The 26,766-nt window shown below is 60.7% G+C and carries 22 protein-coding genes; 14 read left to right on the top strand and 8 right to left on the bottom strand.

What is annotated here, in order from left to right; all coding sequences use genetic code 11:
- Window positions 1-27: 27 nt before the first annotated feature.
- From AB4N41_RS01065 to AB4N41_RS01045, 5 genes are all read left to right on the top strand, one after another.
- Entirely contained in the window at window positions 28-1,467 is a 1,440-nt protein-coding gene (locus AB4N41_RS01065) for an aminotransferase-like domain-containing protein (protein ID WP_041478242.1), read from the top strand.
- Between the two features lie 78 nt (window positions 1,468-1,545).
- On the top strand, window positions 1,546-2,019 hold the full coding sequence (locus AB4N41_RS01060) for a hypothetical protein (RefSeq protein WP_056788307.1): 474 nt from the start codon (window positions 1,546-1,548) through the stop codon (window positions 2,017-2,019).
- Between the two features lie 163 nt (window positions 2,020-2,182).
- Entirely contained in the window at window positions 2,183-2,437 is a 255-nt protein-coding gene (locus AB4N41_RS01055; RefSeq protein ID WP_071173185.1) for a YkgJ family cysteine cluster protein, read from the top strand.
- 40 nt (window positions 2,438-2,477) lie between these two features.
- Window positions 2,478-3,083, top strand: a complete 606-nt coding sequence (locus AB4N41_RS01050; RefSeq protein WP_071173184.1) for an START domain-containing protein — start codon at window positions 2,478-2,480, stop codon at window positions 3,081-3,083.
- Between the two features lie 313 nt (window positions 3,084-3,396).
- Entirely contained in the window at window positions 3,397-5,490 is a 2,094-nt protein-coding gene (locus tag AB4N41_RS01045) for an LTA synthase family protein (RefSeq protein WP_150637678.1), read from the top strand.
- 72 nt (window positions 5,491-5,562) lie between these two features.
- Here AB4N41_RS01045 and AB4N41_RS01040 read toward each other — a convergent pair whose 3' ends face one another.
- A complete protein-coding gene (locus AB4N41_RS01040; RefSeq protein WP_003183939.1) occupies window positions 5,563-5,715 on the bottom strand; it encodes a DUF3309 family protein in 153 nt (50 codons plus the stop codon).
- A gap of 330 nt (window positions 5,716-6,045) precedes the next feature.
- On the opposite strand from AB4N41_RS01040, the gene AB4N41_RS01035 reads away from it, so the two are divergent.
- The 3 genes from AB4N41_RS01035 to csrA all read left to right on the top strand — a co-directional run bounded on the left by AB4N41_RS01035 (window position 6,046) and on the right by csrA (window position 7,576).
- The gene (locus AB4N41_RS01035; RefSeq protein WP_016770947.1) at window positions 6,046-6,861 is read left to right on the top strand and encodes an SDR family oxidoreductase; all 816 of its coding nucleotides are present in this window, start codon (window positions 6,046-6,048) and stop codon (window positions 6,859-6,861) included.
- A gap of 63 nt (window positions 6,862-6,924) precedes the next feature.
- Window positions 6,925-7,257 (top strand): YnfA family protein, encoded by a 333-nt coding sequence (locus AB4N41_RS01030; protein WP_016770946.1) that lies wholly within the window; start codon window positions 6,925-6,927, stop codon window positions 7,255-7,257.
- A 133-nt stretch (window positions 7,258-7,390) separates the two neighbouring features.
- Window positions 7,391-7,576 carry a carbon storage regulator CsrA gene (gene csrA / locus AB4N41_RS01025; protein ID WP_024013891.1) on the top strand — a complete coding sequence of 62 codons (186 nt, stop codon included), beginning with the start codon at window positions 7,391-7,393 and terminating at the stop codon, window positions 7,574-7,576.
- Between the two features lie 5 nt (window positions 7,577-7,581).
- Here the strand turns inward: csrA and AB4N41_RS01020 are convergent, their stop codons facing one another.
- The 4 genes from AB4N41_RS01020 to AB4N41_RS01005 form a co-directional block, all read right to left on the bottom strand.
- A complete protein-coding gene (locus AB4N41_RS01020) occupies window positions 7,582-7,809 on the bottom strand; it encodes a YheU family protein (protein ID WP_003172962.1) in 228 nt (75 codons plus the stop codon).
- Window positions 7,810-7,979: 170 nt separating this feature from the next.
- Complete coding sequence (locus AB4N41_RS01015; protein WP_024013890.1) at window positions 7,980-9,170, bottom strand: osmoprotectant NAGGN system M42 family peptidase; 1,191 nt, start codon at window positions 9,168-9,170, stop codon at window positions 7,980-7,982.
- Between the two features lie 160 nt (window positions 9,171-9,330).
- Window positions 9,331-11,079, bottom strand: a complete 1,749-nt coding sequence (ngg, locus tag AB4N41_RS01010) for an N-acetylglutaminylglutamine synthetase (RefSeq protein ID WP_252876720.1) — start codon at window positions 11,077-11,079, stop codon at window positions 9,331-9,333.
- 3 nt (window positions 11,080-11,082) lie between these two features.
- Window positions 11,083-12,855 (bottom strand): N-acetylglutaminylglutamine amidotransferase, encoded by a 1,773-nt coding sequence (locus AB4N41_RS01005; protein ID WP_252876719.1) that lies wholly within the window; start codon window positions 12,853-12,855, stop codon window positions 11,083-11,085.
- 364 nt (window positions 12,856-13,219) lie between these two features.
- Here AB4N41_RS01005 and AB4N41_RS01000 point away from each other — a divergent pair, with 364 nt between their 5' ends.
- Both AB4N41_RS01000 and AB4N41_RS00995 read left to right on the top strand, forming a co-directional pair.
- Window positions 13,220-16,606 carry a dermonecrotic toxin domain-containing protein gene (locus AB4N41_RS01000; RefSeq protein WP_460138319.1) on the top strand — a complete coding sequence of 1,129 codons (3,387 nt, stop codon included), beginning with the start codon at window positions 13,220-13,222 and terminating at the stop codon, window positions 16,604-16,606.
- A complete protein-coding gene (locus AB4N41_RS00995) occupies window positions 16,567-18,045 on the top strand; it encodes an NEL-type E3 ubiquitin ligase domain-containing protein (protein WP_460138318.1) in 1,479 nt (492 codons plus the stop codon). The genes AB4N41_RS01000 and AB4N41_RS00995 overlap by 40 nt, the downstream gene beginning before the upstream one ends.
- Window positions 18,046-18,048: 3 nt before the next feature.
- Here AB4N41_RS00995 and mnmC read toward each other — a convergent pair whose 3' ends face one another.
- The gene (gene mnmC / locus AB4N41_RS00990; protein ID WP_252876717.1) at window positions 18,049-20,028 is read right to left on the bottom strand and encodes a bifunctional tRNA (5-methylaminomethyl-2-thiouridine)(34)-methyltransferase MnmC2/FAD-dependent 5-carboxymethylaminomethyl-2-thiouridine(34) oxidoreductase MnmC1; all 1,980 of its coding nucleotides are present in this window, start codon (window positions 20,026-20,028) and stop codon (window positions 18,049-18,051) included.
- Window positions 20,029-20,341: 313 nt separating this feature from the next.
- Here mnmC and pap point away from each other — a divergent pair, with 313 nt between their 5' ends.
- Both pap and AB4N41_RS00980 read left to right on the top strand, forming a co-directional pair.
- The gene (gene pap, locus AB4N41_RS00985) at window positions 20,342-21,856 is read left to right on the top strand and encodes a polyphosphate:AMP phosphotransferase (RefSeq protein ID WP_041478254.1); all 1,515 of its coding nucleotides are present in this window, start codon (window positions 20,342-20,344) and stop codon (window positions 21,854-21,856) included.
- A gap of 103 nt (window positions 21,857-21,959) precedes the next feature.
- On the top strand, window positions 21,960-23,144 hold the full coding sequence (locus AB4N41_RS00980) for a thiolase family protein (RefSeq protein WP_016770940.1): 1,185 nt from the start codon (window positions 21,960-21,962) through the stop codon (window positions 23,142-23,144).
- A 49-nt stretch (window positions 23,145-23,193) separates the two neighbouring features.
- Here AB4N41_RS00980 and AB4N41_RS00975 read toward each other — a convergent pair whose 3' ends face one another.
- Entirely contained in the window at window positions 23,194-23,385 is a 192-nt protein-coding gene (locus tag AB4N41_RS00975) for a DUF6316 family protein (protein ID WP_056788322.1), read from the bottom strand.
- 210 nt (window positions 23,386-23,595) lie between these two features.
- On the opposite strand from AB4N41_RS00975, the gene AB4N41_RS00970 reads away from it, so the two are divergent.
- Complete coding sequence (locus AB4N41_RS00970) at window positions 23,596-24,555, top strand: DMT family transporter (RefSeq protein ID WP_150637691.1); 960 nt, start codon at window positions 23,596-23,598, stop codon at window positions 24,553-24,555.
- Window positions 24,556-24,663: 108 nt separating this feature from the next.
- Here the strand turns inward: AB4N41_RS00970 and AB4N41_RS00965 are convergent, their stop codons facing one another.
- Complete coding sequence (locus AB4N41_RS00965) at window positions 24,664-26,058, bottom strand: class II fumarate hydratase (protein WP_016770937.1); 1,395 nt, start codon at window positions 26,056-26,058, stop codon at window positions 24,664-24,666.
- 191 nt (window positions 26,059-26,249) lie between these two features.
- Between AB4N41_RS00965 and AB4N41_RS00960 the strand changes: the two genes are divergently transcribed.
- Complete coding sequence (locus tag AB4N41_RS00960) at window positions 26,250-26,765, top strand: DUF2059 domain-containing protein (protein WP_016770936.1); 516 nt, start codon at window positions 26,250-26,252, stop codon at window positions 26,763-26,765.
- Window position 26,766 lies beyond the last annotated feature (1 nt).

Raw genomic sequence — 26,766 nt, 5'->3', positions numbered from 1 at the left:
AACGCCCGTGAAATCGAGTGCTGCGTCATGACCAATCTCTTGCTCTACCAACGTATTGCTCAGCAACTGGCCGAAGACATCCGCCGTGGTGTCTATCAACCGGGGGAGCGCGTGCCTTCGGTGCGCAAGATGAGTTCGCAGCTCAACGTCAGCCATGCGACGGTGTTGCAGGCTTACGCCAACCTTGAAGATCAGGGCCTGATCCGCGCTCGGCCGCAGTCGGGTTACTACGTGCACCAGACCCCAGCGCTGACCGCGCCGACGCCGGATATTGCCCGGGTCGAACGGCCGGGGCTGGTGACGCGCAGCAGCATCATTCAGCAGGTATTGGTCGAATCCCGCCGCGAAGGCGTGTTTCCGCTGGGCGCTGCGGTGCCGAGCGTCGATTATCTGCCGGTGCGCGCGCTGCATCAGCAACTGGCCAAAGTCACCCGGTTTCACAGCCCACGGGCGTTCAGCTACATGTTCAGCCCCGGCTTCGAACCGCTGCGTCGGCAAGTGGCGATCCGCATGCGTGACGCCGGCGTGGTGGTCGATCCGTCGGAAGTGGTGATTACCCACGGCTGTGTCGACGCCTTGCAGATGTCATTGCGTGTGCTGACCCGGCCGGGGGATCTGATCGCTGCCGAATCACCGACCTATTACGGCCTGCTGCAACTGGCCGATCTGCTTGGCCTGAAGGTCATCGAAATCCCCAGCGACCCCGCCACCGGCATGAGCCTGGAAGCCTTGCAACTGGCCGCCAACCAATGGTCGATCAAGGCGCTGGTGCTCACCACGCGCCTGAGCAATCCCCTCGGCGGGACCATGCCGGAAGAGCGGCAGAAACAGTTGTTGCGTCTGGCCTCGGATTTCGACATTCAGATTGTCGAAGACGATATCTACGGCGAACTGATGTTCGAGCAGGGCCGTACCAAGGCGCTGAAGGCTTACGACAGGCTGGATCGGGTGATCTACTGCTCGAGCTTCTCCAAAACCTTGTCGCCAGGTGTGCGTATCGGCTGGATGATCGCCGGCAAATACCAACAGGAAATCCAGCGCCTGCAAACCTTCAGCACCCATTCGGCGTGCAGCGTCACGCAGATGGCGATTGCCGCCTATCTGGAAAACGGCGGTTATGACCGGCATTTACGCTACATCCGCCAGGAATACCGGAAAAACCTCAGCGCGTTCCAGCTGGCGGTTCAACAGCATTTCCCTGAAGGCACGCAGATGTCCCGGCCAACGGGCGGTTTCATCCTTTGGGTGAGCTTGCCGGGGCGGGTCAACACCCAGGAATTGCATGTCCGCGCACTGCAACAAGGCATCAGCATCGCGCCGGGTCTGATCTTCAGCAACACCGAGCAGTTCAACCACTGTATCCGGCTCAATTGCGGTATTCCGTGGAATCGCGAGGCGGAGCGCGCGCTGATGACGCTGGGTCTGTTGGCCACCCAACTGTGTCAGGAAATGGCTGGCGGATTCTGAACGAGGAGGGCGCTGAGGCTTGTCATGTGACGCACAACAAGCGAGCATGTGGCCCTCTGCCGTTAGTTCGTTGGGTCCATGAAAGCCATTGTTCCTGCCGCGTGGGTATTGCTGGGTTTGTTGATGATCGGTCAGGCACCGGGTGTCCTGGCGGCCGCAGCCCAGGAAAAACCGGCAGCGACCAGTACCACGAAGAAAGCCGTCAAAACCATGGTTCCGGCAAAAAAAGCCCAGGCCAAAAAAAACGCCACGGTGAAGAAGCGTCGCCCGGTTGCCTCGAAGTCGAAATCCGCCAGCGAGGTGGCCAAGACCAAATTGCCGCCGGCAAAACTCGATCTCAGCCTGCCCAAGGATATGGTTGAAGACCTGAAGCCACAGGGCACCGTAGAACTGCCCAAACGCGAGGCGATCCTGCCGCAGATGTTTGGCGAAAAAGATAACGGCTTCCAGCTCAACGGCCGCTTGCTCAGCAATGAAATGGAGTTGCAATTGCGCAACGAAGCGCGACGCGATGTGGAAGGCGCGGCGCTGGATTTCGAATTCAAGCAATAGATGCAGCCCTCTGCAACGCGCAGAGCAGACGCTTCGTCGGAGACTGCCCGGTCATTTTTACTTATCGTTGAAAAGCCGCTTGTAGCAATTTGAAACAGCTGTTTTAGCGGTTACTCTGTTCCCCGTCTCTTTACACATCGCCCGTCGCGAGGATCTGTTCGTCATGAAATGCCGTGAAGGCTGTGGCGCTTGCTGCATTGCCCCCTCCATCAGTTCGCCGATTCCCGGCATGCCCGATGGCAAACCCGCCGGCGAACGTTGCGTGCAACTGTCGGTCGATAACCTGTGCAGCATTTTCGGCCGTCCGGAACGTCCGGCTGTCTGCTCGGGTTTCGCTGCGGATGTCGAGGTTTGCGGCAGCAGTTCGCAAGAAGCGATCAGGTTGATCGGCTGGTGGGAGCAGATGACGGCGGCATGATGTGTTCACCAACGGAACTTCAACAATAAGGAATAACACTATGGGTTCGCTGCACCGTATCGCTGTGTTGTGTGGTCTGACTGCCGTACTTGCCACTTCGGTCGTCCACGCGGAAGACTGGAAAGTTGCCAAGAACGAAGACGGCATCAAGGTTTCCCTGAGCGAAATACCCGGTTCGGATTACAAGTCCTACCAAGGCGTTGCGCTGATGAAAACCACCGTTGCCAAACTGCGCGCCTTGCAGGAAGACGTCTCCGGCGCCTGCGCGTGGATTCACGAATGCAAGAGCCAGAAACTGCTCAAGCACGAAGGCGATCTGAGCTGGACCTATTCGCAATTCAATACGCCATGGCCGGTGACCCCGCGTGATTCGGTGTTGAAGATCACCACTGTTGAGGGCGCCGATGGCAGCCTGACCCGTAATCTTGAGGGCGTGCCGACCTATCTGCCGGAAGAAAAAGGCTTCGTGCGGGTCCAGCAAGTCAAAGGCTTCTGGAAGTTCGTGCCTAAAGGCGATCAGGTTGAAGTGACTTACCAGGTGCACACCGAGCCGGGCGGTAGCGTGCCGGCCATGGTCGCCAACAAGTTTGTGGTGGATGCGCCATTCAATACCCTGAAAGCGCTGAAAGAACGCGCCGAGAAATAATCAGTTGGCTGTAAGCAAAACGCCCCGAACCATTCGGGGCGTTTTGTTTTGTCTCTAAATTGTATTTCCAGATATGCGTTGCACGAAATTTTCACAAAGTCTCCAAGACAATTCGCCCGCACTTGTTGACTGCCATTGCGTTGCCAGCCTTCGAATGAAAGTCTCGAAGGGCTGGGCAGTAATCAATGGCAATGGTGTGAACGATCGTGCAACATTTGCGCACCGCGCACGCCCCGGGGTCTGGATTGACCAATAGAGGGCATGGCGCCGCTGTATTTTTGCAACTTCAACTTCCAATGGGTCCTAAAACGACATGGCAAACCCGGACGCCCTGAGTCAGCAGCGATCTTCTGCTCGTCTGCTGCAACCGACCGTCAAATCGCATCTGGCCTACACGCTGCTGTGCGCGCTGGTCATGATGGTGATGTTTTCCGCGCTGCGCCTCGCGCTGCTGGTCTACAACCGCGAGATGATCCTCGACACCCCGGCCGCGACCTTCCTTGAAGCGTTCGTCAACGGTCTGCGTTTCGACCTGCGCCTGGTGGTCTACCTGTGCATTCCGCTGGTGCTGGCGCTGTTCAGTGCCCGGGCCATGGCCGCGCGCGGTTTCTTCCGTCTGTGGCTGACCGTCGCCTCGAGCATCGCGCTGTTCCTCGGCCTGATGGAAATGGACTTCTACCGCGAGTTTCACCAGCGCCTCAATGGTCTGGTGTTCCAGTACGTGAAGGAAGACCCGAAAACCGTAATGAGCATGCTCTGGTACGGTTTCCCGGTGGTGCGCTACGTGCTGGCGTGGGTAATCGGCACGGTCATTCTGACCCTGGCGTTCAAAGGTGCCGACCGCGCCACCCGCCCGCGCGGACCGTTCAGCGGCGGCAGCGTCAGCTCCCGTCAGGTTGCGCCGTGGTACACCCGCCTGGCGGTATTCGTGGTCTGCCTGCTGATCTGCGTGGTCGCCGCTCGCGGCACCCTGCGTCAGGGCCCGCCGATGCGCTGGGGTGACGTCTACACCACCGATTCCAACTTCGCCAACCAGCTCGGCCTCAATGGCACGCTGTCGCTGGTCGCCGCAGCCAAGGCGCGCATGGGCGAAGACCGCGACAATATCTGGAAAGCCACGCTGCCTCAGGAACAGGCGCAGCAAGTGGTGCGCGACATGCTGCTGATGCCGGACGACAAACTGGTCGATGCCGACATCGCCGCTGTTCGCCGCGACTACATGCCGCCGGCCGACAAGACCCTGCCGATCAAGAACGTCGTGGTGATCCTGATGGAAAGCATGGCCGGTCACTCGGTCGGTGCTTTGGGCGCGCCGGGCAATATCACCCCGTACCTGGACAAGCTGTCGAAGGAAGGTCTGCTGTTCGACCGTTTCTTCTCCAACGGCACCCACACCCATCAGGGCATGTTCGCGACCATGGCCTGCTTCCCCAACCTGCCAGGTTTCGAATACCTGATGCAGACCCCGGAAGGCAGCCACAAACTGTCCGGCCTGCCGCAGCTGCTCAGCGCCCGCGACTATGACGACGTCTACGTCTATAACGGCGACTTCGCCTGGGACAACCAGTCGGGCTTCTTCAGCAACCAGGGCATGACCAACTTCGTTGGCCGCAATGACTTCGTCAACCCGGTGTTCTCCGATCCGACCTGGGGCGTGTCCGACCAGGACATGTTCGATCGTGGCCTGCAAGAACTGAAGGCGCGGGAAAACGGCAAGCCGTTCTACGCGCTGCTGCAAACCCTGTCCAACCACACACCGTACGCCTTGCCGACGCCATTGCCGGTCGAGCGCGTGACTGACCGTGGCAGCCTCAACGAACACCTGACCGCCATGCGCTACTCCGATTGGGCACTCGGCCAGTTCTTCGAGAAGGCGCGCAAAGAGAAGTACTTCAACGAAACCCTGTTCGTCATCGTCGGCGACCACGGCTTCGGCAACGAGCGCCAGATCACCGAAATGGACCTGGGCCGCTTCAACGTGCCGATGCTGATGATTGCCCCGGGCATTCAGCAGAAGTTCGGTACCCGCGACCACACCGTGGGCACGCAGATCGACATCGTACCGACCATCATGGGCCGTCTCGGTGGCGAAGTGCGTCACCAGTGCTGGGGCCGTGACCTGCTCAACTTGCCGCAGGGCGATACCGGTTTCGGTGTGATCAAGCCTTCGGGCAGCGAACAGACCACCGCCATTGTCACCGCCGAACAGATTCTGGTGCTGCCGCGTGACAAGGACATGGGCCCGAAAATCTGGCAATACCAGCTCGGCGCCAACCCGCACGCCGAAGTAGTGCCGGACGCGCCGCGCACTGCCGAACTCAAACTCAAACTTGAGGCGTTCCTGCAAACCGCGACCAAGAGCCTGCTCGATAACACCGCCGGTGTTATTCATGGCAAGCCGGACTGATCACTTCTTAAAGTCCACGCAATAAAAAAGAGGCCCTTGAACAAGGGCCTCTTTTTTTACCGCGTCAAATCGTCATATCTTGCCGAGTAACAACAGCACCAGCAGCACGACCAACACCACGCCGATAATGCCCGACGGGCCATAACCCCAACTTCTTGAGTGCGGGAAGACCGGCAGACCACCGATCAGCAACAGGATCAGGATGATGATTAGAATTGTGCCCATGGGTGATTTCCTTGTTCAGAGTCTGGAAGAGTCTTGATGCTCAGTGGGCAGCTGGAGAGCAACTAAATTCCAGCCGGCTTATATGTTCCGACTTGCGCCGATGAAAAATAATTCAATGTTTTTTTAATGTATTTGGATTGGCTGGTTATTTCCTTTAAAGCAAAAAAGCAAAAGATCGCAGCCTTCGGCAGCTCCTACAGGAGACCATCCCCAAAACGATGACGGCTGGAATCTTTTGATCCTCCATTCAGCAACTGGATGGAGCGTGGGTGAACGAAGTTCCTTCGCTACACTCGGCTCATCTTTCCCGGAACAACAAGGCTGTCCGCTATGCAAAATCGCATGATGATCACTGGTGCAGGCTCAGGCCTGGGTCGCGAAATCGCCCTGCGCTGGGCCCGTGAAGGCTGGCGGCTGGCCTTGTCCGATGTCAGTGAACCCGGCCTGCAGGAAACCCTGAAACTGGTGCGCGAGGCGGGCGGTGACGGCTTCATCCAGCGCTGTGACGTGCGCGATTACAGCCAGCTCACCGCCTTCGCCCAGGCCTGCGAAGAGAAGCTCGGCGGCATCGACATCATCGTCAACAATGCCGGCGTCGCATCGGGCGGATTCTTCAGCGAATTGTCGCTGGAAGACTGGGACTGGCAGATCGCGATCAACCTGATGGGTGTGGTCAAGGGCTGCAAGGCGTTCCTGCCGCTGCTGGAACAGAGCAAGGGCAAGATCATCAACATCGCCTCCATGGCCGCGTTGATGCAAGGCCCGGCAATGAGTAACTACAACGTGGCCAAGGCCGGCGTAGTGGCGTTGTCGGAAAGTCTGCTGATCGAACTGGCGCAGCAGGAAGTGGCGGTGCATGTGGTTTGCCCATCGTTCTTCCAGACCAACTTGCTCGATTCTTTCCGTGGCCCGACGCCGGCCATGAAAGCCCAGGTCGGCAAGTTGCTGGAAAGTTCGCCGATCAGTGCCGCCGACATCGCTGACTACATCTACCAGCAAGTCGCCGCCGGCGAATTCCTGATTCTGCCTCACGAACAAGGGCGCATGGCCTGGGCAATCAAGCAAAAGAATCCGCAACTGCTCTACAACGAGATGACTTCCATGGCCGAGAAAATGCGCGCCAAGGCCAAACAAAACAACGCTTGATCTTGTTCGATTCCCGCCGCGTCGTTAGGGTGGCCGCCACGGTCACCCTGTCGAGACGCCTCCATGCTCAATTACTTGTGGTTCTTCCTTGCGGCGCTGTTTGAAATCGCCGGCTGTTTTGCCTTCTACATGTGGCTGCGCCAGGGCAAGAGTGCGTTGTGGGTGATTCCCGCGTTGCTCAGCCTGACCCTGTTCGCGCTGTTGCTGACCCGTGTTGAAGCGGCCTACGCCGGGCGCGCCTATGCCGCGTATGGCGGGATCTACATCGTTGCTTCGATTGGCTGGCTGGCGGTGGTCGAGCGGGTGCGTCCGCTTGGCTCGGACTGGATCGGCATGGCGCTGTGCGTGGTCGGTGCCAGCATCATTCTGTTCGGGCCGCGCTTTTCCGCTGCCTGAGGGTTTTGTGCGAAGCGTCTGACAGCTGCGGGCGTGGGCAGCTGTAGGGCAAGACTGTTTTGCTCGTCGTGGATTGTGAAGACGCTGTAAGCCGCGCATCTTCAGGGTTTGCCAGTCCTGAAGGATGAATCCCATGCTTGTACTCAGCCGTGTGGTCGGTGAGTTGATTTCAATTGGAGACGACATCACCCTGCGTGTTCTGTCGGTCAACGGCTCCAGCGTGCGCTTCGGCGTCGAGGCGCCGAAAAAGGTCCATGTACACCGCGCCGAGGTCTATGACCGGATCAAGCGCAAGGAGGCCGCGGCGAAGGCTGGCTGACGGCTTCAGTCGAACAGATGCTTGGGTACGTCGTGCTTGAGCATCAGCTGGCACTGTTCGCTTTCCGGGTCGAACACGATCAGGGCCTGGCCTTTGGTCAATGCCTGGCGTACGCGCAGGACGCGGGTTTCCAGCGGGGTGTCATCGCCGTTGTCGGTACCGTCGCGGGTGACGAAATCCTCGATCAGGCGGGTGAGGGTGTCGACTTCAAGCGCGTCGTGGGGAATGAGCATGGGCACCTCGGTCAAATCGATGTCGGGATGCTACGGGGATTGGGTTTTGCCTGCCAGTTTTTGTATTGGCCGTGCCGGCCAATTCGCGAGCAGGCTCGCTCCCACATTTGAAAGCGATCCCCTGTGGGAGCGAGCCTGCTCGCGAAGGCGGTTATCTGTTCACCGAAGGTTCAACTGTCAGAACGCTGCCCCACCAGACTGTCCACCGGCGGCACGCGGGTTTCGCTTTCCATCTGGGTGTCATGCTCAATCTGATGGCTGAAGCGATCCAGTGAAGCATTGGCCGGCGCCGCGTCGCTGGCGAAGACCGGCGGGCTCAGAATGTACGCACCGAGCAAACGGCTGAGCGCCGCCAGGCTATCGATGTGCGTGCGTTCGTAGCCGTGGGTGGCATCGCAGCCGAAGGCGAGCAGGGCGGTGCGAATGTCGTGGCCGGCGGTGACCGCCGAGTGCGCATCGCTGAAGTAATAGCGGAACATGTCACGGCGCACCGGCAATTCGTGTTCATCGGCCAGACGCAACAGATGCCGCGACAGGTGATAGTCATACGGCCCGCCCGAATCCTGCATCGCCACGCTCACCGCGTGTTCGCTGGAATGCTGGCCGGGGGCGACCGGTGCAATGTCGATGCCGACAAACTCACTGACGTCCCAAGGCAATGCCGCCGCTGCACCGCTGCCGGTTTCCTCGGTGATGGTGAACAGTGGATGGCAATCGATGTTCAATTCCTGGCCGCTGTCGACAATTGCCTTCAGTGCCGCGAGCAATGCGGCAACGCCGGCCTTGTCGTCAAGGTGGCGGGCGCTGATATGGCCGCTTTCGGTGAACTCCGGCAGCGGATCGAAGGCCACCACGTCGCCGACATGAATGCCCAGCGACTCGCAATCGGCCTTGGTCGTGCAGTAGGCGTCCAGACGCAGTTCGACATGGTCCCAACTGATCGGCATTTCATCGACCTGGGTGTTGAACGCGTGCCCCGACGCCATCAGCGGCAGCACGCTGCCGCGAATCACCCCGGTGTCGGTAAACAGGCTGACCCGGCTGCCCTCGGCAAAGCGGCTCGACCAGCAACCGACCGGGGCGAGGGTCAGGCGACCATTGTCTTTCACCGCACGCACAGCAGCGCCGATGGTATCCAGGTGCGCAGACACCGCGCGGTCAGGGCTGCTCTTTTTGCCCTTCAACGTCGCGCGAATGGTGCCGCGCCGGGTCATTTCGAACGGAATACCCAGCTCTTCGAGACGCTCGGCGACATAGCGAACGATGGTGTCGGTGAACCCGGTAGGGCTGGGAATGGCGAGCATTTCCAGCAGGACTTTTTGCAGGTAAGCCAGATCCGGTTCAGGGATTTGTGTGGTCATGGAAACTCCTGATGGGTTGAGCACATCGATGGTTTCGATGAGGAAAATTGGTGGTGACGTTCAGGGCCTCTTCGCGAGCAGGCTCGCTCCCACATTTGGAATGCATTCACCCTGTGGGAGCGAGCCTGCTCGCGAAGGCGTCAGTAGAGGCGCTTCATAATCACGAAACAGCCGGCTGACTATGCGGAAACAACAGATCGACAAAGCGTTCCGCCGTCGGCTGCGGTTCATGGTTGGCCAGGCCGGCGCGTTCGTTGGCTTCGATGAACACGTACTCGGGCTGATCCGCTGCCGGCACCATCAGATCGAGCCCGACCATTGGAATATCCAGCGCCCGCGCCGCGCGCACTGCCGCATCGACCAGGGTCGGATGAAGAATGTCGGTCACGTCTTCCAGCGTACCGCCGGTGTGCAGATTGGCCGTGCGCCGCACGAACAGATGCTCGCCGGCCGGCAGGATGCTGCTGTAGTCGTAACCGGCCGCGTGCAGCGTGCGTTGGGTTTCGTGGTCCAGCGGGATCTTGCTTTCGCCGCTGGTGGCCGCTTGCCGGCGGCGGCTTTGCGCTTCGATCAGCGCACCGATCGAATGCTGACCATCGCCAACCACTTCCGCCGGACGGCGAATCGCCGCCGCCACCACTTCAAAGCCGATCACCACGATGCGCAGATCAAGGCCTTCGTGGAAACTTTCCAGCAGCACGCGGCTGTCGAACTGCTTCGCCGTTTCGATGGCCTTCTGCACTTCTTCGATGGTGCGCAGATCCACGGCGACGCCGTGGCCCTGTTCGCCATCGAGAGGTTTGACCACCACCCGTTGGTGTTCATCGAGGAAGGCCAGGTTGTCGTCGGCATTGCCCGCCAGTTGCTGCGCTGGCAGTTTCAGACCTGCGCTTTTCAGCACCTTATGGGTCAGGCTTTTGTCCTGGCACAGGGTCATGCTGATCGCACTGGTCAGGTCGCTGAGCGACTCGCGGCAACGCACGCGACGGCCGCCATGGCTGAGGGTGAACAGCCCGGCGTCGGCGTCATCCACTTGCACGTCGATGCCGCGTCGGTGCGCTTCTTCAACGATGATCCGCGCGTAAGGATTGAAATTCGCCTCCGGCCCCGGGCCGAGAAACAGCGGCTGGTTGATGCCGTTCTTGCGCTTGATGGCAAAGGTCGGCAGGTTGCGGAAACCGAGTTTGGCGTAGAGGTTTTTCGCCTGACGGTTGTCGTGCAGCACCGACAGGTCCAGATAAGCCAGGCCGCGACTCATGAAGTGCTCGACCAGATGCCGCACCAACACTTCGCCGACGCCCGGGCGTGAGCAATGCGGGTCGACCGCCAGGCACCACAGGCTGCTGCCGTGTTCCGGGTCGTTGAAGGCTTTTTCATGATTGAGACCCATGACACTGCCGATCACCGCGCCGCTGTCCTCGTCTTCCGCCAGCCAGTACACCGGGCCGCCCTGATGATGTGGGGTGAGCAACTCCTGATCGATCGGCAACATGCCGCGCGCCTGGTACAAACGGTTGATGCCCTGCCAGTCGGTTTCGCTTTGCGCACGACGAATGCGGAAGCCGCGAAACACCCGCGTGGCCTGTCGGTAATCGCTGAACCATAAACGCAGGGTGTCGGATGGATCGAGAAACAGCTGCGTCGGCTCGAGGCCGAGAATCTGCTGCGGTGCGGCAACATACAGGGCGATATCGCGTTCGCCGGGCTGCTCGTTGAGCAGCTCCTGCGCGAGCGATGCCGGGTCGGGAAAGGTATGGCCGATCAGCAGCCGGCCCCAGCCGCAATGCACGGCAATCGGGGCGCTGGCAGGCTCGCTGCCGTCTTCGGCCAGGCGCGCCTGCAAACGTTCATACGAGGGGGCCTGACCACGCAACAGGCGCTGGTTGATGGACGTGGCATGGGGTTTCATCAATCAGATTCCTTGTTCACTGAGCCACAGGTTCAGGGCCGCCAGTTGCCACAGTTTCGAACCGCGCAACGGGGTCAGTTGGCCTTGCGGATCAGTCAAAAGCTTGTCGAGCATGGTCGGGTTGAACAGGCCGCGATCCTGGCTTGGATCCAGCAGCAGTTCGCGCACCCAGTTGAGCGTGTCACCCTGCAAGTGCTTGAGACCCGGCACCGGGAAATAGCCTTTCTTGCGATCGATCACTTCGCTTGGAATGACCCGACGCGCTGCTTCTTTCAGCACTTGCTTGCCGCCATCGGGCAGCTTGAATTGACCTGGTACACGAGCCGATAGCTCGACCAGTCGATAGTCGAGGAACGGCGTGCGCGCTTCCAGGCCCCAGGCCATGGTCATGTTATCGACGCGTTTGACCGGGTCATCGACCAGCATCACCGTGCTGTCCAGGCGCAGCGCCTTGTCCACGGCAGCATCGGCGCCGGGCTGGGCAAAGTGCTGTTTGACGAAATCACCGGCCGCATCGTGGTCGACCAGCCATTTCGGCTGCACAGTCGCTGCGTAGTCGTCGTAGCTGCGATCGAAGAACGCATCGCGGTAGGCCGCGTATGGGTCCGCCGCGCCGTCGACCTGCGGATACCAGTGGTAACCGGCAAACAGTTCGTCTGCGCCTTGGCCGCTTTGCACCACTTTGCAGTGCTTGGCCACTTCACGGGACAACAGATAAAAAGCGATGCAGTCATGGCTGACCATCGGTTCGCTCATCGCCCGGAAGGCGGCGGGCAGTTGCTCGATGATTTCTTTCTCGTCGATGCGCAACTGATGGTGGCGCGTGCCGTAGTGCTTGGCGATCAGGTCCGAGTACTGGAACTCATCGCCGCGCTCGCCGCCGGCATCCTGGAAACCGATGGAGAAGGTCGACAGATTCTCTACACCGACTTCGCGCAACAGGCCGACGAGCATGCTCGAGTCGACACCGCCGGACAGCAACACACCGACATCCACCGCCGCACGCTGACGAATCGCCACCGCTTCGCGGGTGCTGTCGAGGACGCGATCGACCCAGTCTTCGAGGTTGAGGTTTTTCTCGTCCTCATGCGGGCCGTAGGGCAGGGTCCACCAGGTTTTCTGCTCGGTGCGGCCATCAGCTTCAACGCGCATCCAGGTGGCGGGCGGCAGTTTTTCGATACCGGCCAGCAAGGTGCGCGGCGCGGGTACGACCGCGTGGAAATTCAGATAGTGATTGAGCGCCACCGGATCAAGAATCGGGTTGATATCGCCGCCCTTGAGCAATGCCGGCAATGCCGAAGCGAAGCGCAGGCGTTGGCCGGTTCGCGACAGGTACAGCGGCTTGACGCCGAGACGGTCACGAGCGATGAACAGGCGCTGGGCATCACGCTCCCAGATAGCGAAAGCAAACATGCCATTGAGCTTCGGCAGCAGCGCCTCGCCCCAGGCGTGATAACCCTTGAGCAGCACTTCGGTGTCGCCACCCGAATAGAAGGCATAACCGAGTGCTTCGAGCTCTGCGCGCAATTCCGGGAAGTTGTAGATCGCACCGTTGAACGCCAGGGACAGGCCCAGTTGGCTGTCGATCATCGGCTGCGCCGAGCCGTCCGACAGGTCCATGATTTTCAGGCGTCGATGGCCCAGGGCAATCGGCCCCTGGGCATGGAAGCCCCACGCGTCAGGGCCGCGAGGGGCCAGGTGATGGGTGATTCTCTCGATCGCTGCAAGGTCTGCAGGTTGTTGATCAAAACGTAACTCGCCAGCTAATCCGCACATAAAGTCCTTACCGGTTTTTCCGTTGGGGAAGGTCAAGCCGTACCGCGCGAAAAGTGCGGGTACTCAGAAACTGACCTGTCTCGGTAGGTGGAGTTTTAGATCGATAAGTTATAAGCCAACTTGGCTGCCTCCTGCCGCAACGCTATCAGCGCGGATCGAGGGTCGAGACTTGCTCACTTACCGTTACGCTTTTTTTGCATAAGCGCACAAGCGGGTAGACGTTCCGTGCGGGGTGGTGCAGGGCTATTTTTTCCATGCAAAAAAGCGTTTGGTCTACCTCGGTTTTGCGCAGAAATTTGAACTGTTATTGGCTGCCCCGCAGGGCTAGTGTCGAGTGTTCGAACCGCAATAAAGGACTATTGCCATGCCCACCCAAGACAAGACGAATCCACAGATTCAGGCCTCGGTCCTGAGCACCTTATACGATGCGACAGGTGACCTCGATACCGCTGAAAGCCTGGAAAAAAGCCTGCCGGCGCATCTGCTCACGGCTTCTGCAGCCACGCTGAACAAACTGGACGAAATCACTCGTGAACTGCACACCCTGCAAGTCAAAGTCGACAAGGATCTGAGCCGGCTCAAACCATTGCACAGCTTCTGCATCAGCGAACTCAACGCGGCGCTGAGCGAGAAATGGCCAGCGGTCTATGACGTGAGCGAGGATCTGCTCAGCCTGCCCGGCGTCGATTGTGGCTGCGATGTGAAGGCGACGGTTCAGGCCGATGTCGGCTTGGTCAGACACGCGACGCAAAGCCTGTTGCAGGCAGCCATGCAGAACTTCAGCGCAGACGAGGAGCAGGCCGACGGGTTCCCCGCCGGCAGTCTGGTGCGCATCAAAAGTGTGCCCGCTGGCGTGGAAGACCTGACGCCGGCAGCGTTCGCAGCGTTGTGCCGCAAGCTGGATCTGGGCAAGAAATACCAGGAGCATCTGCAGCAAGTGTTCGGTCTGCGTGAGGACTGCGGCAAAGTCGTGGCGACCAGTGCCATGACCCGCAATATCGCCGCATTGAAGCAATCGCTGCTGGAGCTGGACGCTCATCTTGCGGAGCTCAAGGGCGATATCACCGCAGCTGGTTTGCGCATGCTGCAGGATCTGATGCTGGCCGAAGGCGTGGCATCGGCGCAGCACCTGCGCTACGGCAAAGACCCGATGATCATGCAGGGCATCAGAATCCTCGACAGCTGCGTTTGGGGCGTGGTGGTATTTTCCAAACGCTCCGTGGAACAACACCCTGAGGACGGATGCATGGTGTATATGCCCGGCGAGCCCGAGCGCGCCGTGTATGAATACCCGAGTTTCAATGCGTTCAAGCGCTACCTCGCGCAACAACTCAAGAGCTCGGAATATCAAGGGTATTTCGCCGGCAGCCTGGATGAAGATGACAAGGCGGACTTCTTCAAGGCGTTGGCTGTAAAACCCGATCTGGGCGTCGTCGAACAATGGCCGATCAATGTGGCGCTTTTCGATTTCATGGTGCAAAGCCATGTCGGCAAGTTGCAGATCGACGCGCGCAAACTGGCGGTGCCAACCGCTGATATCGATGAAGAGATCCGACAGAAACGCCTGTTGGATTTCGTTCAGCGCGGGGTGACCGTGGCGTCGGTGGCGGGGCTGTTCGTGCCGGTCCTGGGGCAATTGATGATGGGCGTCGCGGTCGGGCAATTGCTCGGTGAGGTGTATGACGGCGTCGCGGACTGGCGTCGCGGTGATCATCAGGAAGCACTGTCACATCTGCTCAGTGTGGTAGAGAACATCGCATTGATGGGCGTTTTCGCCGGCGGTCAGAAGGTGCTGGGAACTGTGGGCAAAAAACTGCTGCGCACGCATCCGGAGTTCTTCGCGCAGTTCACCGCGATACTCGATCGGGCCGGCAAGCCACGCCTGTGGAAGTCCGATTTGAGCCCGTACGAGCATGCTTTGCCGGCCGGATTCACCATCGGTGCCGGTTCAAAGGAGTTCTACCAGATCGGCAACAAGACCATCGCCCGCTTCGAGCACCGCCTGTTGGCGGGCAACTTTGATATCGACACTCAGCACTGGCGCCTGGAACACCCCGCACGCGCACAAGCCTATGCTCCGGAACTGATCCGCCACGTCGAGGGCGGCTGGCGGTTCCCCGCTGAACAGCCCGAAGAATGGGGCAGCAGCGCCTACACGCTCAAGCGCATCGATCCGCAGTTGAGCGAATTTGCCGACAGCGACCTAGACATCCTTCGCCGGCTGAGCAACACCTCGCAGCAGACCTTGCTGGAGACCTTCAACGACAATCTGAGCCTGCCGGTACGCCTGCGCGATACCGTCGAGCGCGTGCGCATCGAGCGCCAGCTGCGTGAGTTGACCACGGAACTGGAAAACGGCGAGATCCACTCCGAGCAACCTCTTGAAGAACAGATGCACGCCTTGACGCAACTGCCGGGCTGGCCGACTGACCGATACCTTGAGGTCATCGGTCATGAAGGAGACGTCGAAACCACTTATCCTGCAAACAGCACGCTCGACGAAACCCTGGGAGTGCCGGTCACCCAAGGCCAGTTGGCACTCGGGCGCTTGCTGCAAACCGTCATCGATGGCCTCTACGAGCATGAAGTCGAGGCCTTGCTCGGCGGCAAAGTCGCGAAAAGCACGCAAGCCACCGGGCTGGCAAGAAAACTGGGTGCTGCGCTCAAATCCGATTACCGCGCGGCGTTCGAGCGGATGTACAAGCGCTATGACCACAGTGGCGCGCAGGATCTGGGCAAATTACGCCAGGTCTTCGCCGACATTCCGGCGCGCCATGGTCAAAGGCTGATCGACCGCGCTTCGACTGTCGAGCGCCTGCACTTGCGCTCGACCGGGAGCGCGCCCTTGCGGTTGGGACAGCGGGCTCGGGCCGGCATTGCCGAGGTCCGGCTTGACCGGGCTTTGAGCGGGTTGCACTGGTCGTGGCTGGCCAATGCCGACACCGACAGGCTGGCCATGAAATTACTGCCGCGCCTGAGCGGCTGGAACGCGCAGCTGCGTCTGCAAGTCCGCGACAAGGCCTTGACCGGACCGATACTCGAAGACATCGGCGATGGGTCGGCGACCTCGGAAAATACCGGCTATCTGGTGAAGTCCACGCAGGGCTATGAGGCGTTTGGCGGCGACAAAAAATCCTTGGGCAAGGTGGCATCCGGCCCCGACGCTTTGTACATGGCCATCCTCAAGGCATTGCCGCCACGTCAGCGGACCGCACTCGGGTTTGCCGATGCCGGACAGCTCAGTACGCAACAGTTACGCAAAAAGCTGCTCAACGTTGCCCTCGACGAACGCGAGGTCACTGCGCGGGCATTGCGCGGCGGCAGTACGGAATCACTTCCCGTCGAGCCGGCCTGTGTGCAAGGCGATCAGGTCCCCGCGACAGCTCATTCACGCACACTGCTGCGCAAAGCGCGCAGGCTTTATCCGCGTCTGAGCGAGCCGCAGCTCAGTCAATTGCTCGATGCACTGGGCGATGATCCGTTGAGCCGTGCGACCCGGATCAAAGCCCTGCGTCAGGATCTGCAAACCCTGCGTGACGCTCTGTTTGTCTGGAGTGAAGATGCCGCCGCCCTGCAAGCCATTGGGGGCGATCTGGCCGAAGCGCGGCACAGTCGGAAAATGGCTGCCGAGCTGATCGAGGAAGCGTTTCGACGCTTTCATTGGGCCACCAACGAAGAGGGAAAAACCTCTGTACCCTTGACCTTGACGGCATGCGCATCGGTAAGGTGCCGACGTTACCGTCGTCGGTGAGCTTCGACCATGTCGAGCAATTGTCGATGCGGAACATGGCGCTGGGGGATGATGTGGCGTACTTCCTCAAGTCCTTCAAACAGCTCGACTCACTGGAACTGGGCAGCAACGCGATCACCCGGCTACCTGAAATGTTGTCGCACATGCCGCGTCTGCAACGGCTGAGCCTGGCAAACAATCAGCTCAAGCTCACCGAGCAGACCCTGGCGAAGCTGAACAGGCTGAGCACTTTACGCTACCTGAATCTGGACAAGAATCCGTTGGGTGCCACCCCTGATTTCAGCCGAATGTCGCAACTGCGTCGCTTGTCGCTGAACGATACCGGCATCACCGAACTGCCAGAAGGCCTCGACCATTCTGCGCACATTGAACTGATGGATCTGACCGCCAACAGCATCACGGAGCTGCCCGAGTGGTTATTCGAGAAATCACGACGTTTCACCGGCGCACTCAAGCTTGGGCTGAACCCCTTTTCGGAAACGACCAAAACGCATCTGGAGAACTATCGCGATAATTTCGGCGTTGGGATGGACTATGTCGCCGATGACATCGCACGGCTGAACGAGCAAACGGCGCGCTCGCTCTGGTTGACGAAGGTCAGTGGCGAAGAGTGGGCAGAGCAGTCGCGCATCTGGGCGGCATTGCGCAGCGAGCGGACGGCCGATGGCTTGTTCACTTTGCTGGCGCAACTGGGCGATACCGCAGACGGCAAACAGGGCAGCGCTGACATGCAGCGACGCGTCTGGGCGGTACTGAAGGCGGCGGAAGCTGACGAGCCGCTGGGCCGTCAACTGCTCGACATCGCGGCCGATCCGCTGCACTGCACCGATAACGCGGCGCTGGTTTTCAGTCGCCTTGAAGTCGCAGTGGAAGTCGAGCGGGTGAGCAGGGCTGCAAGCGGGAGCAGGGGTACTGCCAAGGCGTTGTTGGAACTGGGCCGCAGCCTGTTCAGGCTGGACAGGCTGGAAGAAATCGCCCGGGAGCATTCGCTCCGGGCGCCAAAGGTCGATGCGCTGGAAATGAACCTCGCTTACCGCATCGGTCTCACCGATGCGCTGGGGCTGCGCGGTCAACCGAAAGATATGCTGTTCAGTGCCCAGAGTGGCGTGACGGCCGCTGATCTTGAGGTCGCAAAAAATCGCGTCTTCACCGCTGAACTCTCCCCGCAATGGCTGGAATACATGCAGGGGCGAACGTTCTGGCGTGACTATCTGCGACGCATATTTGTCCGCAAGTTTGCGCTGATCGATGACCTGTACGACCCGCAAATGAGCGCACTGTTCGACAAGAAGGACACGCTGCCCTCTGGCGATTATTTGAGTCAGAACCAGGCACTCAAGCTTGAAAAGGACCAGGCTGAAGACGTGCTGTTCAAGAGCCTGACGGAAGACGCGATACGGCTGATGGATCTGGGCATCTGCGAAATGCCCGATACGTGAAATTCACTTGCCGCGAATCAACTGCCGTAAGGCGAAACGATTGGGATGGCAGGCTTCGGCCACACTGCGTGGCAATGGCAGCGGCTCGTTGTCCAGCCACGCGGCAAGCAGCTCGCCGGACAGCGGCGCGGTGATCAGCCCGCGAGAACCGTGGCCGCTGTTGACGTACAGACCATCGAGCCACGGGCAGGCGAGGTCCGGTACTTGCCGGGCGTCTTTGCTCAACGCTGCGTAGGTCTGATTGAAGGTTTGCAGATCAGCGAGCGGGCCGACAATCGGCAGGTAATCGGGGCTGGTGCAGCGGAAAGCTGCCCGGCCCTCAAGGTTCGCAAGTGGCTGCTCGCTGATGTTGAGGCGTGTCAGCAGGTCGCTGGAAATTTCTTCGAGCATCGCCAGATTGCCTTGGTGCTCGGCAGTCGTGGGGGTCAGATCATCATTGTTGAAGTCGAAACTGGCACCCAGCGTGTGCTCGCCCAGGCGCGCCGGGGCGACGTAGCCCTCGGCGCACACCACGGTGGCCAGCGCATGACTCTCTGCGTTTTCAGGCAGGCGCGTGATCTGCCCGCGAATGCGCTTGAGCGGCAATTCGGCGCTCTGGGCAAAACGTTTGATTTCGGCGGCTCCGGCCAGGATCACCACCGGCGCACTGGCGAGCAAACGTTCGCCGTCGAAGGCTTGCCACAGGTCTGCGACTTTGCGCAGTTCCAAAGCTTCGTGATGGCTGAGCAACTCAATGTTGGTGTGGGTCGCCTGGGCCTGACACAACGCCGGCGGATGCACCCAGCCGCCTTCGGGGTAGAACAAGCCGCCGTGGGCCACGCCGACACCGGCGCGATCCTGCGCTTGCGGCTGTTCCAGCCACTGCAAGAGATCTTCAGGAAACGCCGCCGCCAGTTGCGCGTGGCGCTCGGCTTCCTTGGCGTTGAACGCCAGTTGCAGCACGCCGCAGTCATCCCAGTCGCTGCCGCGTTGCAGGCTTTCCAGCAGGCGCCGGGTGTAACCGAAGCCGCTGACGATCAACTGCGACAACGCCGTGCCATGGGCGGACAGCTTGAGATAGAGCACACCTTGCGGGTTGCCCGAGGCTTCTTGCGCGACGGCCGCGTGACGCTCCAGCAGACTCACTTGCCAGCCGCGCGCCGCCAGGCTCGACGCTGTCGCGCAGCCAGCCAGGCCGGCGCCGATCACCAGCGCCCGGCGTCCACCGCACAACGGAGCAGGGCGGGCGAACCAGGGTTTCGCCGGTAGGGGCGCCGTCACCTCGGCGGGCCAGCCGAGAAATTCGCCACGCAGGATTTCCCACTTGTGGCCGATGCCCGGCGTGCGCTTCATCTTGAACCCGGCAGCATTGAGCAGACGGCGGACCCAACCGGTGCTGGTGAAGGTGCTGATGGTCGAGCCCGGCGCAGCCAGCCGCGCCAGTTCGACGAACAGTTCAGCGGTCCACATGTCCGGATTTTTCGCCGGGGCGAAACCGTCGAGAAACCACGCGTCGATCTGTGCATCGAGTTGCGGCAGTTGCTCCAGCGCATCGCCGATCAGCAAGGTCAGCGTCACGCGGCCATTGGCCAGAGTGATGCGTTGAAAGCCTTGATGAATCGCCACGTAATGCCTGAGCAACTGATCCGCCAACGGCATGAGTTCTGGCCACAGTGCCAAGGCCCGGCGCAGATCCGCAGGCGCCAGCGGGTACTTCTCGACGCTGACAAAATGCAAGCGCGCGCCGGCCACCGCGTGCTGTTCGAACAACTGCCAGGCACAGAGAAAATTCAACCCGGTGCCGAAACCGGTTTCGCCAATGACCAGGCGTCCATCCGCCGGCAGCGCAGCGGAACGCTCGGCCAGACGGTTCTGTTCGAGAAACACGTAACGGGTTTCCTCCAGCCCCGACTGGTCGGAAAAATACACGTCATCGAACACCCGTGAACGTGGGCGTCCCTGGTCGTCCCAGTCGAGTTGGGCGTGGGGCATTTCGGCTTTCATGGCAGGCTCGGCAAACACAAGGCGGCCATTCTAGCCGATCGCGCCGCTACTACCGATCCAGCACAAGACTCGCGGTGAAAAGAACCCTGTGGCGAGGGGATTTATCCCCGCTGGACTGCGAAGCAGTCCCAGAACCAACCACCCCGTTTTCCCGAGTTAAACCGTGCTTCCGGGATTTACGACTGCTGCGCAGCCGGTCGGGGATAAATCCCCTCACCACAAAGTTCTCATCCCGTCCTGAGTTCGTGGGAATTTCTGCCCTGCGCCCGTGCCCAATCCGCTAGTCTTGCTGAACCCTGGAAGGAGCCGTCCCATGTTTGAATCCGCTGAAATCGGTCACGCCATCGACAAAGACACTTACGAGGCGGCCGTCCCTGCGCTGCGTGAAGCCTTGCTGGAAGCGCAGTTCGAGTTGCAGCAGCAGAAGCGCTTTCCGGTGATCATCCTGATCAACGGCATCGAAGGGGCGGGCAAGGGCGAGACGGTCAAGCTGCTCAATGAATGGATGGATCCGCGCCTGATCGAAGTGCGCACCTTCGACCAGCAAACCGATGAAGAACTGGCGCGGCCACCGGCCTGGCGCTACTGGCGGATGCTGCCGGCCAAGGGGCGGATGGGCGTGTTCTTCGGCAACTGGTACAGCCAGATGCTCCAGGGCCGGGTGCACGGACTGTTCAAGGATCCGCGTCTGGACCAGGCCATCGCCGGCGCTGAGCGTCTGGAAAAGATGCTCTGCGATGAAGGCGCGTTAATCTTCAAGTTCTGGTTTCACTTGTCCAAGAAGCAGATGAAAGCGCGGCTCAAATCGCTGGCCGACGACCCGTTGCACAGTTGGCGCATCAGTCCGCTGGACTGGCAGCAATCGCAGACCTACGACAAGTTCGTCAAATACGGCGAGCGGGTGCTGCGCCGCACCAGCCGCGATTACGCGCCGTGGCATGTCATCGAAGGCGTCGATGCCAATTACCGCAGCCTGGCGGTGGGCAAGATTCTCCTCGAAGGTTTGCAAAACGCGCTCAAGCGTGCCGACGTCAATCCTCACGAAGTCAGTGCCGCGCCGCTGGGTACGCCGGTCGATCAGTTGAACCTGCTCGACAGCCTCGACCTGACGCAGCGTCTGGACAAGAAAGACTATGAAGAGCAACTGATCACCGAGCAGGCGCGCCTGTCCGGGCTGATGCGCGACAAACGCATGCGTCGCCATGCGCTGATCGCGGTGTTCGAGGGTAACGACGCGGCGGGCAAGGGCGGGGCGATTCGCCGCGTGGCAGCGGCGCTCGATCCGCGTCAGTACAGCATCGTCCCGATTGCCGCACCGACCGAGGAAGAGCGCGCACAACCGTATCTGTGGCGGTTCTGGCGACACCTCCCGGCGCGGGGCAAATTCACCGTGTTCGACCGCTCCTGGTACGGACGGGTGCTGGTCGAGCGGATCGAGGGCTTCTGCACCCCGGCCGACTGGCTGCGCGCCTACGGCGAAATCAATGACTTCGAAGAGCAACTGGCCGATGCGGGCGTCATCGTGGTCAAGTTCTGGCTGGCGATCGACAAGGACACGCAGATGGAGCGCTTTCAGGAGCGCGAGGAGATTTCCTTCAAGCGTTTCAAGATCACCGAGGACGACTGGCGCAATCGGGAAAAGTGGGACGACTATCGCCGGGCGGTCGGCGACATGGTCGATCGCACCAGCACCGAGATCGCGCCATGGACGCTGGTCGAAGCCAACGATAAACGCTGGGCACGGGTGAAAGTGTTGCGCACGATCAACCGCGCGCTGGAAGACGCGTTCGAGAAATCCGACAAGAAGGCCAAAAAGCACAAGGACTGAAGCGATGGCCGCGCATACGCCGGGTGAATGATCCTCGCGGTCGGCAAGAAGGTGGACTTATGCTCAAGTCCACTTTCAACCGACAACAACAATGAGGTATGCCATGCGTGAAGTGGTGATCGTCGACAGCGTGCGGACCGGCCTGGCCAAATCCTTTCGCGGCAAGTTCAACCAGACCCGCCCCGATGACATGGCGGCCCACTGCGTCAATGCGCTGCTGACCCGCAACGATATCGACCCGGCCAGCGTTGAGGACTGCATCGTCGGCGCCGGCTCCAACGAGGGCGCGCAGGGCTACAACATCGGCCGCAACGTCGCGGTACTGTCGCGCCTGGGCACCGGCACTGCCGGCATGACCCTCAACCGTTTCTGCTCGTCGGGTTTACAGGCGATCGCGATTGCCGCCAACCAGATCGCTTCCGGTTGCAGCGACATCATCGTCGCCGGCGGCGTCGAGTCGATCAGCCTGACCCTGAAGAGCGTCAACACCGATCACCTGATCAACCCGCTGCTCAAGCAACAGACTCCCGGCATCTACTACACCATGGGCCAGACCGCCGAAGTGGTGGCACGACGTTATGGTGTCAGTCGTGAGGCGCAGGATCGCTATGCGCTGCAAAGCCAGATCCGTACCGCGCAGGCCCAGGCTGCCGGTCTGTTCGACGATGAAATCGTGCCGATGGCGGTGAAATATCGGGTCGAGGACAAGAACAGCGGTGAAGTGCAGATTGTCGACGGCGTCGTCGAGCGCGACGACTGCAACCGCCCGGACACCACCTACGAAAGCCTTGCCGGACTGAAACCGGTGTTCGCCGACGACGGTTCGGTGACGGCGGGCAATTCCTCGCAGCTGTCCGACGGTGCCTCGATGACACTGGTGATGAGTCTGGACAAAGCGCTGGAGCTGGGGCTCAAACCGAAAGCGTTTTTCCGTGGCTTCACCGTCGCCGGCTGCGAGCCGGACGAAATGGGCATCGGCCCGGTGTTCTCGGTGCCGAAACTGCTCAAGGCGAAGGGCTTGCAGGTAGCGGATATCGATCTGTGGGAATTGAACGAGGCGTTTGCTTCGCAGTGCCTGTACAGCCGCGACCGGCTGGAGATCGACAACGACAAATACAATGTCAATGGCGGCTCGATTTCCATCGGCCACCCGTTCGGCATGACCGGCTCGCGCCAGGTAGGGCATCTGATCCGGGAATTGCAGCGACGCAATTTGCGCTACGGCATCGTCACCATGTGCGTGGGTGGCGGGATGGGGGCGAGTGGGTTGTTTGAGGCGGTGCGCTAAAGGATTGGTTGCCCGTTCAGGCCCCTTCGCGAGCAGGCAGCGCCACGGTTCAGCGGCTGGAATCCCGCCGCTGCATCCGCGCTATATAAGCCTGAATCTCCCGCTCGATCACCTGACTGTCATACGGCCCTTCGAGGGTATTTTCCCGGGTGCTGAAATACAGCTCGCCATTGACCCGGCACACGCGGTCGCTGCGAAAACGGGTGGCGGGGGCGCTGTCCTCGGCGCGCATGGCGTACATGTCGGTCTCCCTGATCAATGCGTTGAAAAGTCTGCAATCAGCTTATGCCTGAAGCACTTGGCGCGCCTGCCCGGCCGATCAACGGCGGCGCGCCGGTTTACTGCTGCGACCTGCACAGTTTCATTCGCGGCCTGGCGGCAACTGTCCCTGTGTTGCAAGGGACAGGGCGCCTAGAATGCAGGCTCTTGTCAGCAGGCTTTTGGGGTTCGCATGCACATTTCATCGGGACGCTGGGTGTACGGACTGTTCCTGGCGCTGCTGACCGCGTTTCTGTGGGGCATCCTGCCGATCAAGCTCAAACAGGTGTTGCTGGTGATGGACCCGGTCACGGTGACCTGGTTTCGTCTGATGGTTTCCGGCGGCTGCCTGTTCATTTATCTGGCTTCGGTCAAGCGCCTGCCAAGTCGCAAGGTGCTCGGGCCGAAGGGCGGCTGGCTGGTGCTGATGGCGGTGCTGGGGCTGGTCGGCAATTACGTGCTGTACCTGATGGGCCTCAACCTGCTCAGCCCCGGCACCGCGCAATTGGTGGTGCAAATGGGTCCGATCATGCTGCTGATCGCCAGTCTGTTCGTGTTCAAGGAGCGCTTCAGCATTGGCCAGGGCATCGGCTTGCTGGTGTTGCTGATCGGCTTCGGCCTGTTCTTCAATCAGCGCCTGGCCGAGCTGCTGACTTCGCTCTCTGATTACACCGCCGGCGTGCTCTTGGTGCTGCTGGCGTCGACGGTCTGGACCTTCTACGCGCTGGGCCAGAAGCAATTGCTGACTGTGTGGAATTCGTTGCAGGTGATGATGGTGATCTACCTGTTCTGCGGGCTCTTGCTGACGCCGTGGGTACATCCACTTGAAGCGCTCAACTTGAGCCCGTTGCAGGGCTGGCTGTTGCTGGCGTGCTGCATGAACACCTTGATCGCCTACGGCGCATTCGCCGAAGCGCTGGCGCACTGGGAAGCCTCGCGAGTCAGCGCGACGCTGGCGATCACGCCGTTGGTGACATTCGTTGCGGTGGCGATTGCGGCGCGGATCTGGCCGGACTACGTGCATGCCGAGCAGATCAATGCGCTGGGCTATGGCGGGGCGGTGCTGGTGGTGCTGGGTTCGGCGCTGGTGGCGTTGGGGCCATCGTTGATTGCCGGGCTCAGGGCGCGGCGGGCCAGGGTTGTGCCTGGCTGACGATCGGCGGCGCCTGAATTCGCGAGCAGGCTCGCTCCCACTTTGCAATGCAATTTTCCTGTGGGAGCGAGCCTGCTCGCGAAGACGGACTTTCAGGCGCTACATGACTCAGCCCTTGGCGCCAGCCTCGATCATGTTCTCCGGGCGCACCCAGGCATCGAACTCTTCATCAGTCAGATAACCCAGCTGCAACGCCGCCTCACGCAAAGTCAGCCCTTCGCTGTAAGCCTTCTTGGCGATCTCCGCCGACTTGTCATAACCGATGTGCGGGTTCAGCGCGGTCACCAGCATCAGCCCACGTTCCAGATGCTTGGCCATGACCTCCGCATCCGGCTCGAGCCCGGCGATGCAGTGCTGCTGGAAGTTGCTGCAACCGTCGCCGAGCAGACGGATCGATTGCAGCAGATTGTGAATGATCACCGGTTTGAACACGTTCAACTGCAAGTGCCCCTGACTGGCGGCAAATCCGATCGCCACGTCGTTGCCGAGCACCTGGCAGGCGAGCATCGACAGCGCTTCGCACTGGGTCGGGTTGACCTTGCCGGGCATGATTGAACTGCCCGGTTCGTTGGCCGGCAGCTTCACTTCAGCAAAACCTGCGCGAGGACCTGAGCCCAGCAGACGCAAGTCGTTGGCGATTTTCATCAAGGCCACGGCGAGGGTTTTCAGTGCGCCGGACAGGGTCACCAGCGGCTCATGGCCGGCCAGTGCAGCGAACTTGTTCGGCGCGGTGACGAACGGCAAGCCGGACAGCGCGGCCAGCTCGGCGGCAATCGCCTCGCCGAAGCCGTGCGGCGAATTCAGCCCGGTGCCGACCGCAGTGCCGCCCTGCGCCAGTTCGCAGACCGCCGGCAGCGCGGCGCGGATGGCGCGCTCGGCATAATCCAATTGCGCGATGAAGCCGGACAGTTCCTGACCGAAGGTGATCGGCGTCGCGTCCATCATGTGCGTGCGCCCGGTCTTCACCAGTTTCATGTGCCGTGCCGCCAGTTCAGCGAGGCCGCCGGACAGCTCGGCAATCGCCGGCAGCAGTTGTTCCTGCACCGCTTTGGCGGTGGCGATGCTCATGGCGGTGGGGAAGCAGTCGTTGGAACTTTGCGAGCGATTGACGTGATCGTTCGGGTGCACCGGCGACTTGCCGCCGCGCGGGTTGCCGGCCAGTTCGTTGGCGCGACCGGCGATCACTTCGTTGACGTTCATGTTGCTCTGGGTACCGCTGCCGGTCTGCCAGACCACCAGCGGGAACTGCTCGTCATGCTCGCCGGCGAGCACTTCATCGGCGGCCTGTTCGATCAGGCGAGCGATGTCGGCGGGCAGGTCGCCGTTGCGGTCGTTGACCCGTGCGGCGGCTTTCTTGATCAGCGCCAGGGCGTGCAGCACCGGTAGCGGCATGCGTTCCTGACCGATTGCGAAGTTGATCAGCGAGCGTTGCGTCTGAGCACCCCAGTAAGCGTCGTCCGGGACCTCGATCTGGCCCAGGCTGTCGGTTTCGATACGGCTCATCGTGCACACTCCTGTTGGTCTGTTGGCGCAATTTAGGCCGGCATCGGCCCGGGTGGTTCCATCGGCTCGATTGTTGACCGCAAAACCCCGCCAATCAAGCGCGGCAAGGGCCGGGGGTTGAGCCATAGCGATTGTTAGGCGCAGAATGGTCGCCCTTGGGGTTCGACCTCGCTTTGCTTAAAGGAAACTCGATGACTCGTCTTCGCGCCATCTGTACCGCGGTTGCACTGGTTTGCGCCAGCGGCCAGGTGCTTGCCGATACCGCCAGCCACAACGCCAGTGCCGAAGCTTTCCTGACGCTGGCTCACGCTGACAAGCTGGGTACCCCGGTGTACATGCAAGTGCAGCAAATGTTCGCCCAGCGCTTTGAACAGACCAAAGCCCCTGAGTCGAAGAAAGCCGTGCTCGAAACCTACCAGGCCAAGGCCAACGCCGCGCTGGACCAGGCCATCGGCTGGAACAAGCTCAAGCCCGACATGGTCAAGCTCTACACCAGCAACTTCAGCGAATCCGAGCTGAAAGATCTGGTTGCCTTCTACCAGTCGCCACTGGGCAAGAAAGTCCTGGAAAAAATGCCGCAGCTGACCCAGCAGTCGGCGCAGATGACCCAGGGCAAACTGGAAAGCGCGGTGCCAGTGGTCAACAAGCTGCTCGACGACATGACCAAAGAGCTGACCCCGGCCGCGGCGCCAGCCAAGAAGAAGTAAG

The organism is Pseudomonas sp. S2_A10 (assembly GCF_054668465.1).
Note: the sequence above shows the minus strand (reverse complement) of the source record. Positions and strands in the feature narration are given on the sequence as shown.

What these genes read in the sequence shown, in the direction of transcription:
- AB4N41_RS00980 (WP_016770940.1), top strand. Translation starts at nt 21,960, where the DNA reads ATGCGTGAAGTGGTGATCGTCGACAGCGTGCGGACCGGCCTGGCCAAA.
- AB4N41_RS01045 (WP_150637678.1), top strand. Translation starts at nt 3,397, where the DNA reads ATGGCAAACCCGGACGCCCTGAGTCAGCAGCGATCTTCTGCTCGTCTG.
- csrA (WP_024013891.1), top strand. Translation starts at nt 7,391, where the DNA reads ATGCTTGTACTCAGCCGTGTGGTCGGTGAGTTGATTTCAATTGGAGAC.
- AB4N41_RS00960 (WP_016770936.1), top strand. Translation starts at nt 26,250, where the DNA reads ATGACTCGTCTTCGCGCCATCTGTACCGCGGTTGCACTGGTTTGCGCC.
- AB4N41_RS01065 (WP_041478242.1), top strand. Translation starts at nt 28, where the DNA reads ATGACCAATCTCTTGCTCTACCAACGTATTGCTCAGCAACTGGCCGAA.
- AB4N41_RS01050 (WP_071173184.1), top strand. Translation starts at nt 2,478, where the DNA reads ATGGGTTCGCTGCACCGTATCGCTGTGTTGTGTGGTCTGACTGCCGTA.
- AB4N41_RS00975 (WP_056788322.1), bottom strand. Translation starts at nt 23,385, where the DNA reads ATGTACGCCATGCGCGCCGAGGACAGCGCCCCCGCCACCCGTTTTCGC.
- AB4N41_RS00995 (WP_460138318.1), top strand. Translation starts at nt 16,567, where the DNA reads ATGCGCATCGGTAAGGTGCCGACGTTACCGTCGTCGGTGAGCTTCGAC.
- AB4N41_RS01030 (WP_016770946.1), top strand. Translation starts at nt 6,925, where the DNA reads ATGCTCAATTACTTGTGGTTCTTCCTTGCGGCGCTGTTTGAAATCGCC.
- AB4N41_RS01040 (WP_003183939.1), bottom strand. Translation starts at nt 5,715, where the DNA reads ATGGGCACAATTCTAATCATCATCCTGATCCTGTTGCTGATCGGTGGT.
- AB4N41_RS01060 (WP_056788307.1), top strand. Translation starts at nt 1,546, where the DNA reads ATGAAAGCCATTGTTCCTGCCGCGTGGGTATTGCTGGGTTTGTTGATG.
- mnmC (WP_252876717.1), bottom strand. Translation starts at nt 20,028, where the DNA reads ATGAAAGCCGAAATGCCCCACGCCCAACTCGACTGGGACGACCAGGGA.
- AB4N41_RS01035 (WP_016770947.1), top strand. Translation starts at nt 6,046, where the DNA reads ATGCAAAATCGCATGATGATCACTGGTGCAGGCTCAGGCCTGGGTCGC.
- AB4N41_RS01005 (WP_252876719.1), bottom strand. Translation starts at nt 12,855, where the DNA reads ATGTGCGGATTAGCTGGCGAGTTACGTTTTGATCAACAACCTGCAGAC.
- AB4N41_RS01020 (WP_003172962.1), bottom strand. Translation starts at nt 7,809, where the DNA reads ATGCTCATTCCCCACGACGCGCTTGAAGTCGACACCCTCACCCGCCTG.
- pap (WP_041478254.1), top strand. Translation starts at nt 20,342, where the DNA reads ATGTTTGAATCCGCTGAAATCGGTCACGCCATCGACAAAGACACTTAC.
- ngg (WP_252876720.1), bottom strand. Translation starts at nt 11,079, where the DNA reads ATGAAACCCCATGCCACGTCCATCAACCAGCGCCTGTTGCGTGGTCAG.
- AB4N41_RS00970 (WP_150637691.1), top strand. Translation starts at nt 23,596, where the DNA reads ATGCACATTTCATCGGGACGCTGGGTGTACGGACTGTTCCTGGCGCTG.
- AB4N41_RS00965 (WP_016770937.1), bottom strand. Translation starts at nt 26,058, where the DNA reads ATGAGCCGTATCGAAACCGACAGCCTGGGCCAGATCGAGGTCCCGGAC.
- AB4N41_RS01015 (WP_024013890.1), bottom strand. Translation starts at nt 9,170, where the DNA reads ATGACCACACAAATCCCTGAACCGGATCTGGCTTACCTGCAAAAAGTC.
- AB4N41_RS01055 (WP_071173185.1), top strand. Translation starts at nt 2,183, where the DNA reads ATGAAATGCCGTGAAGGCTGTGGCGCTTGCTGCATTGCCCCCTCCATC.
- AB4N41_RS01000 (WP_460138319.1), top strand. Translation starts at nt 13,220, where the DNA reads ATGCCCACCCAAGACAAGACGAATCCACAGATTCAGGCCTCGGTCCTG.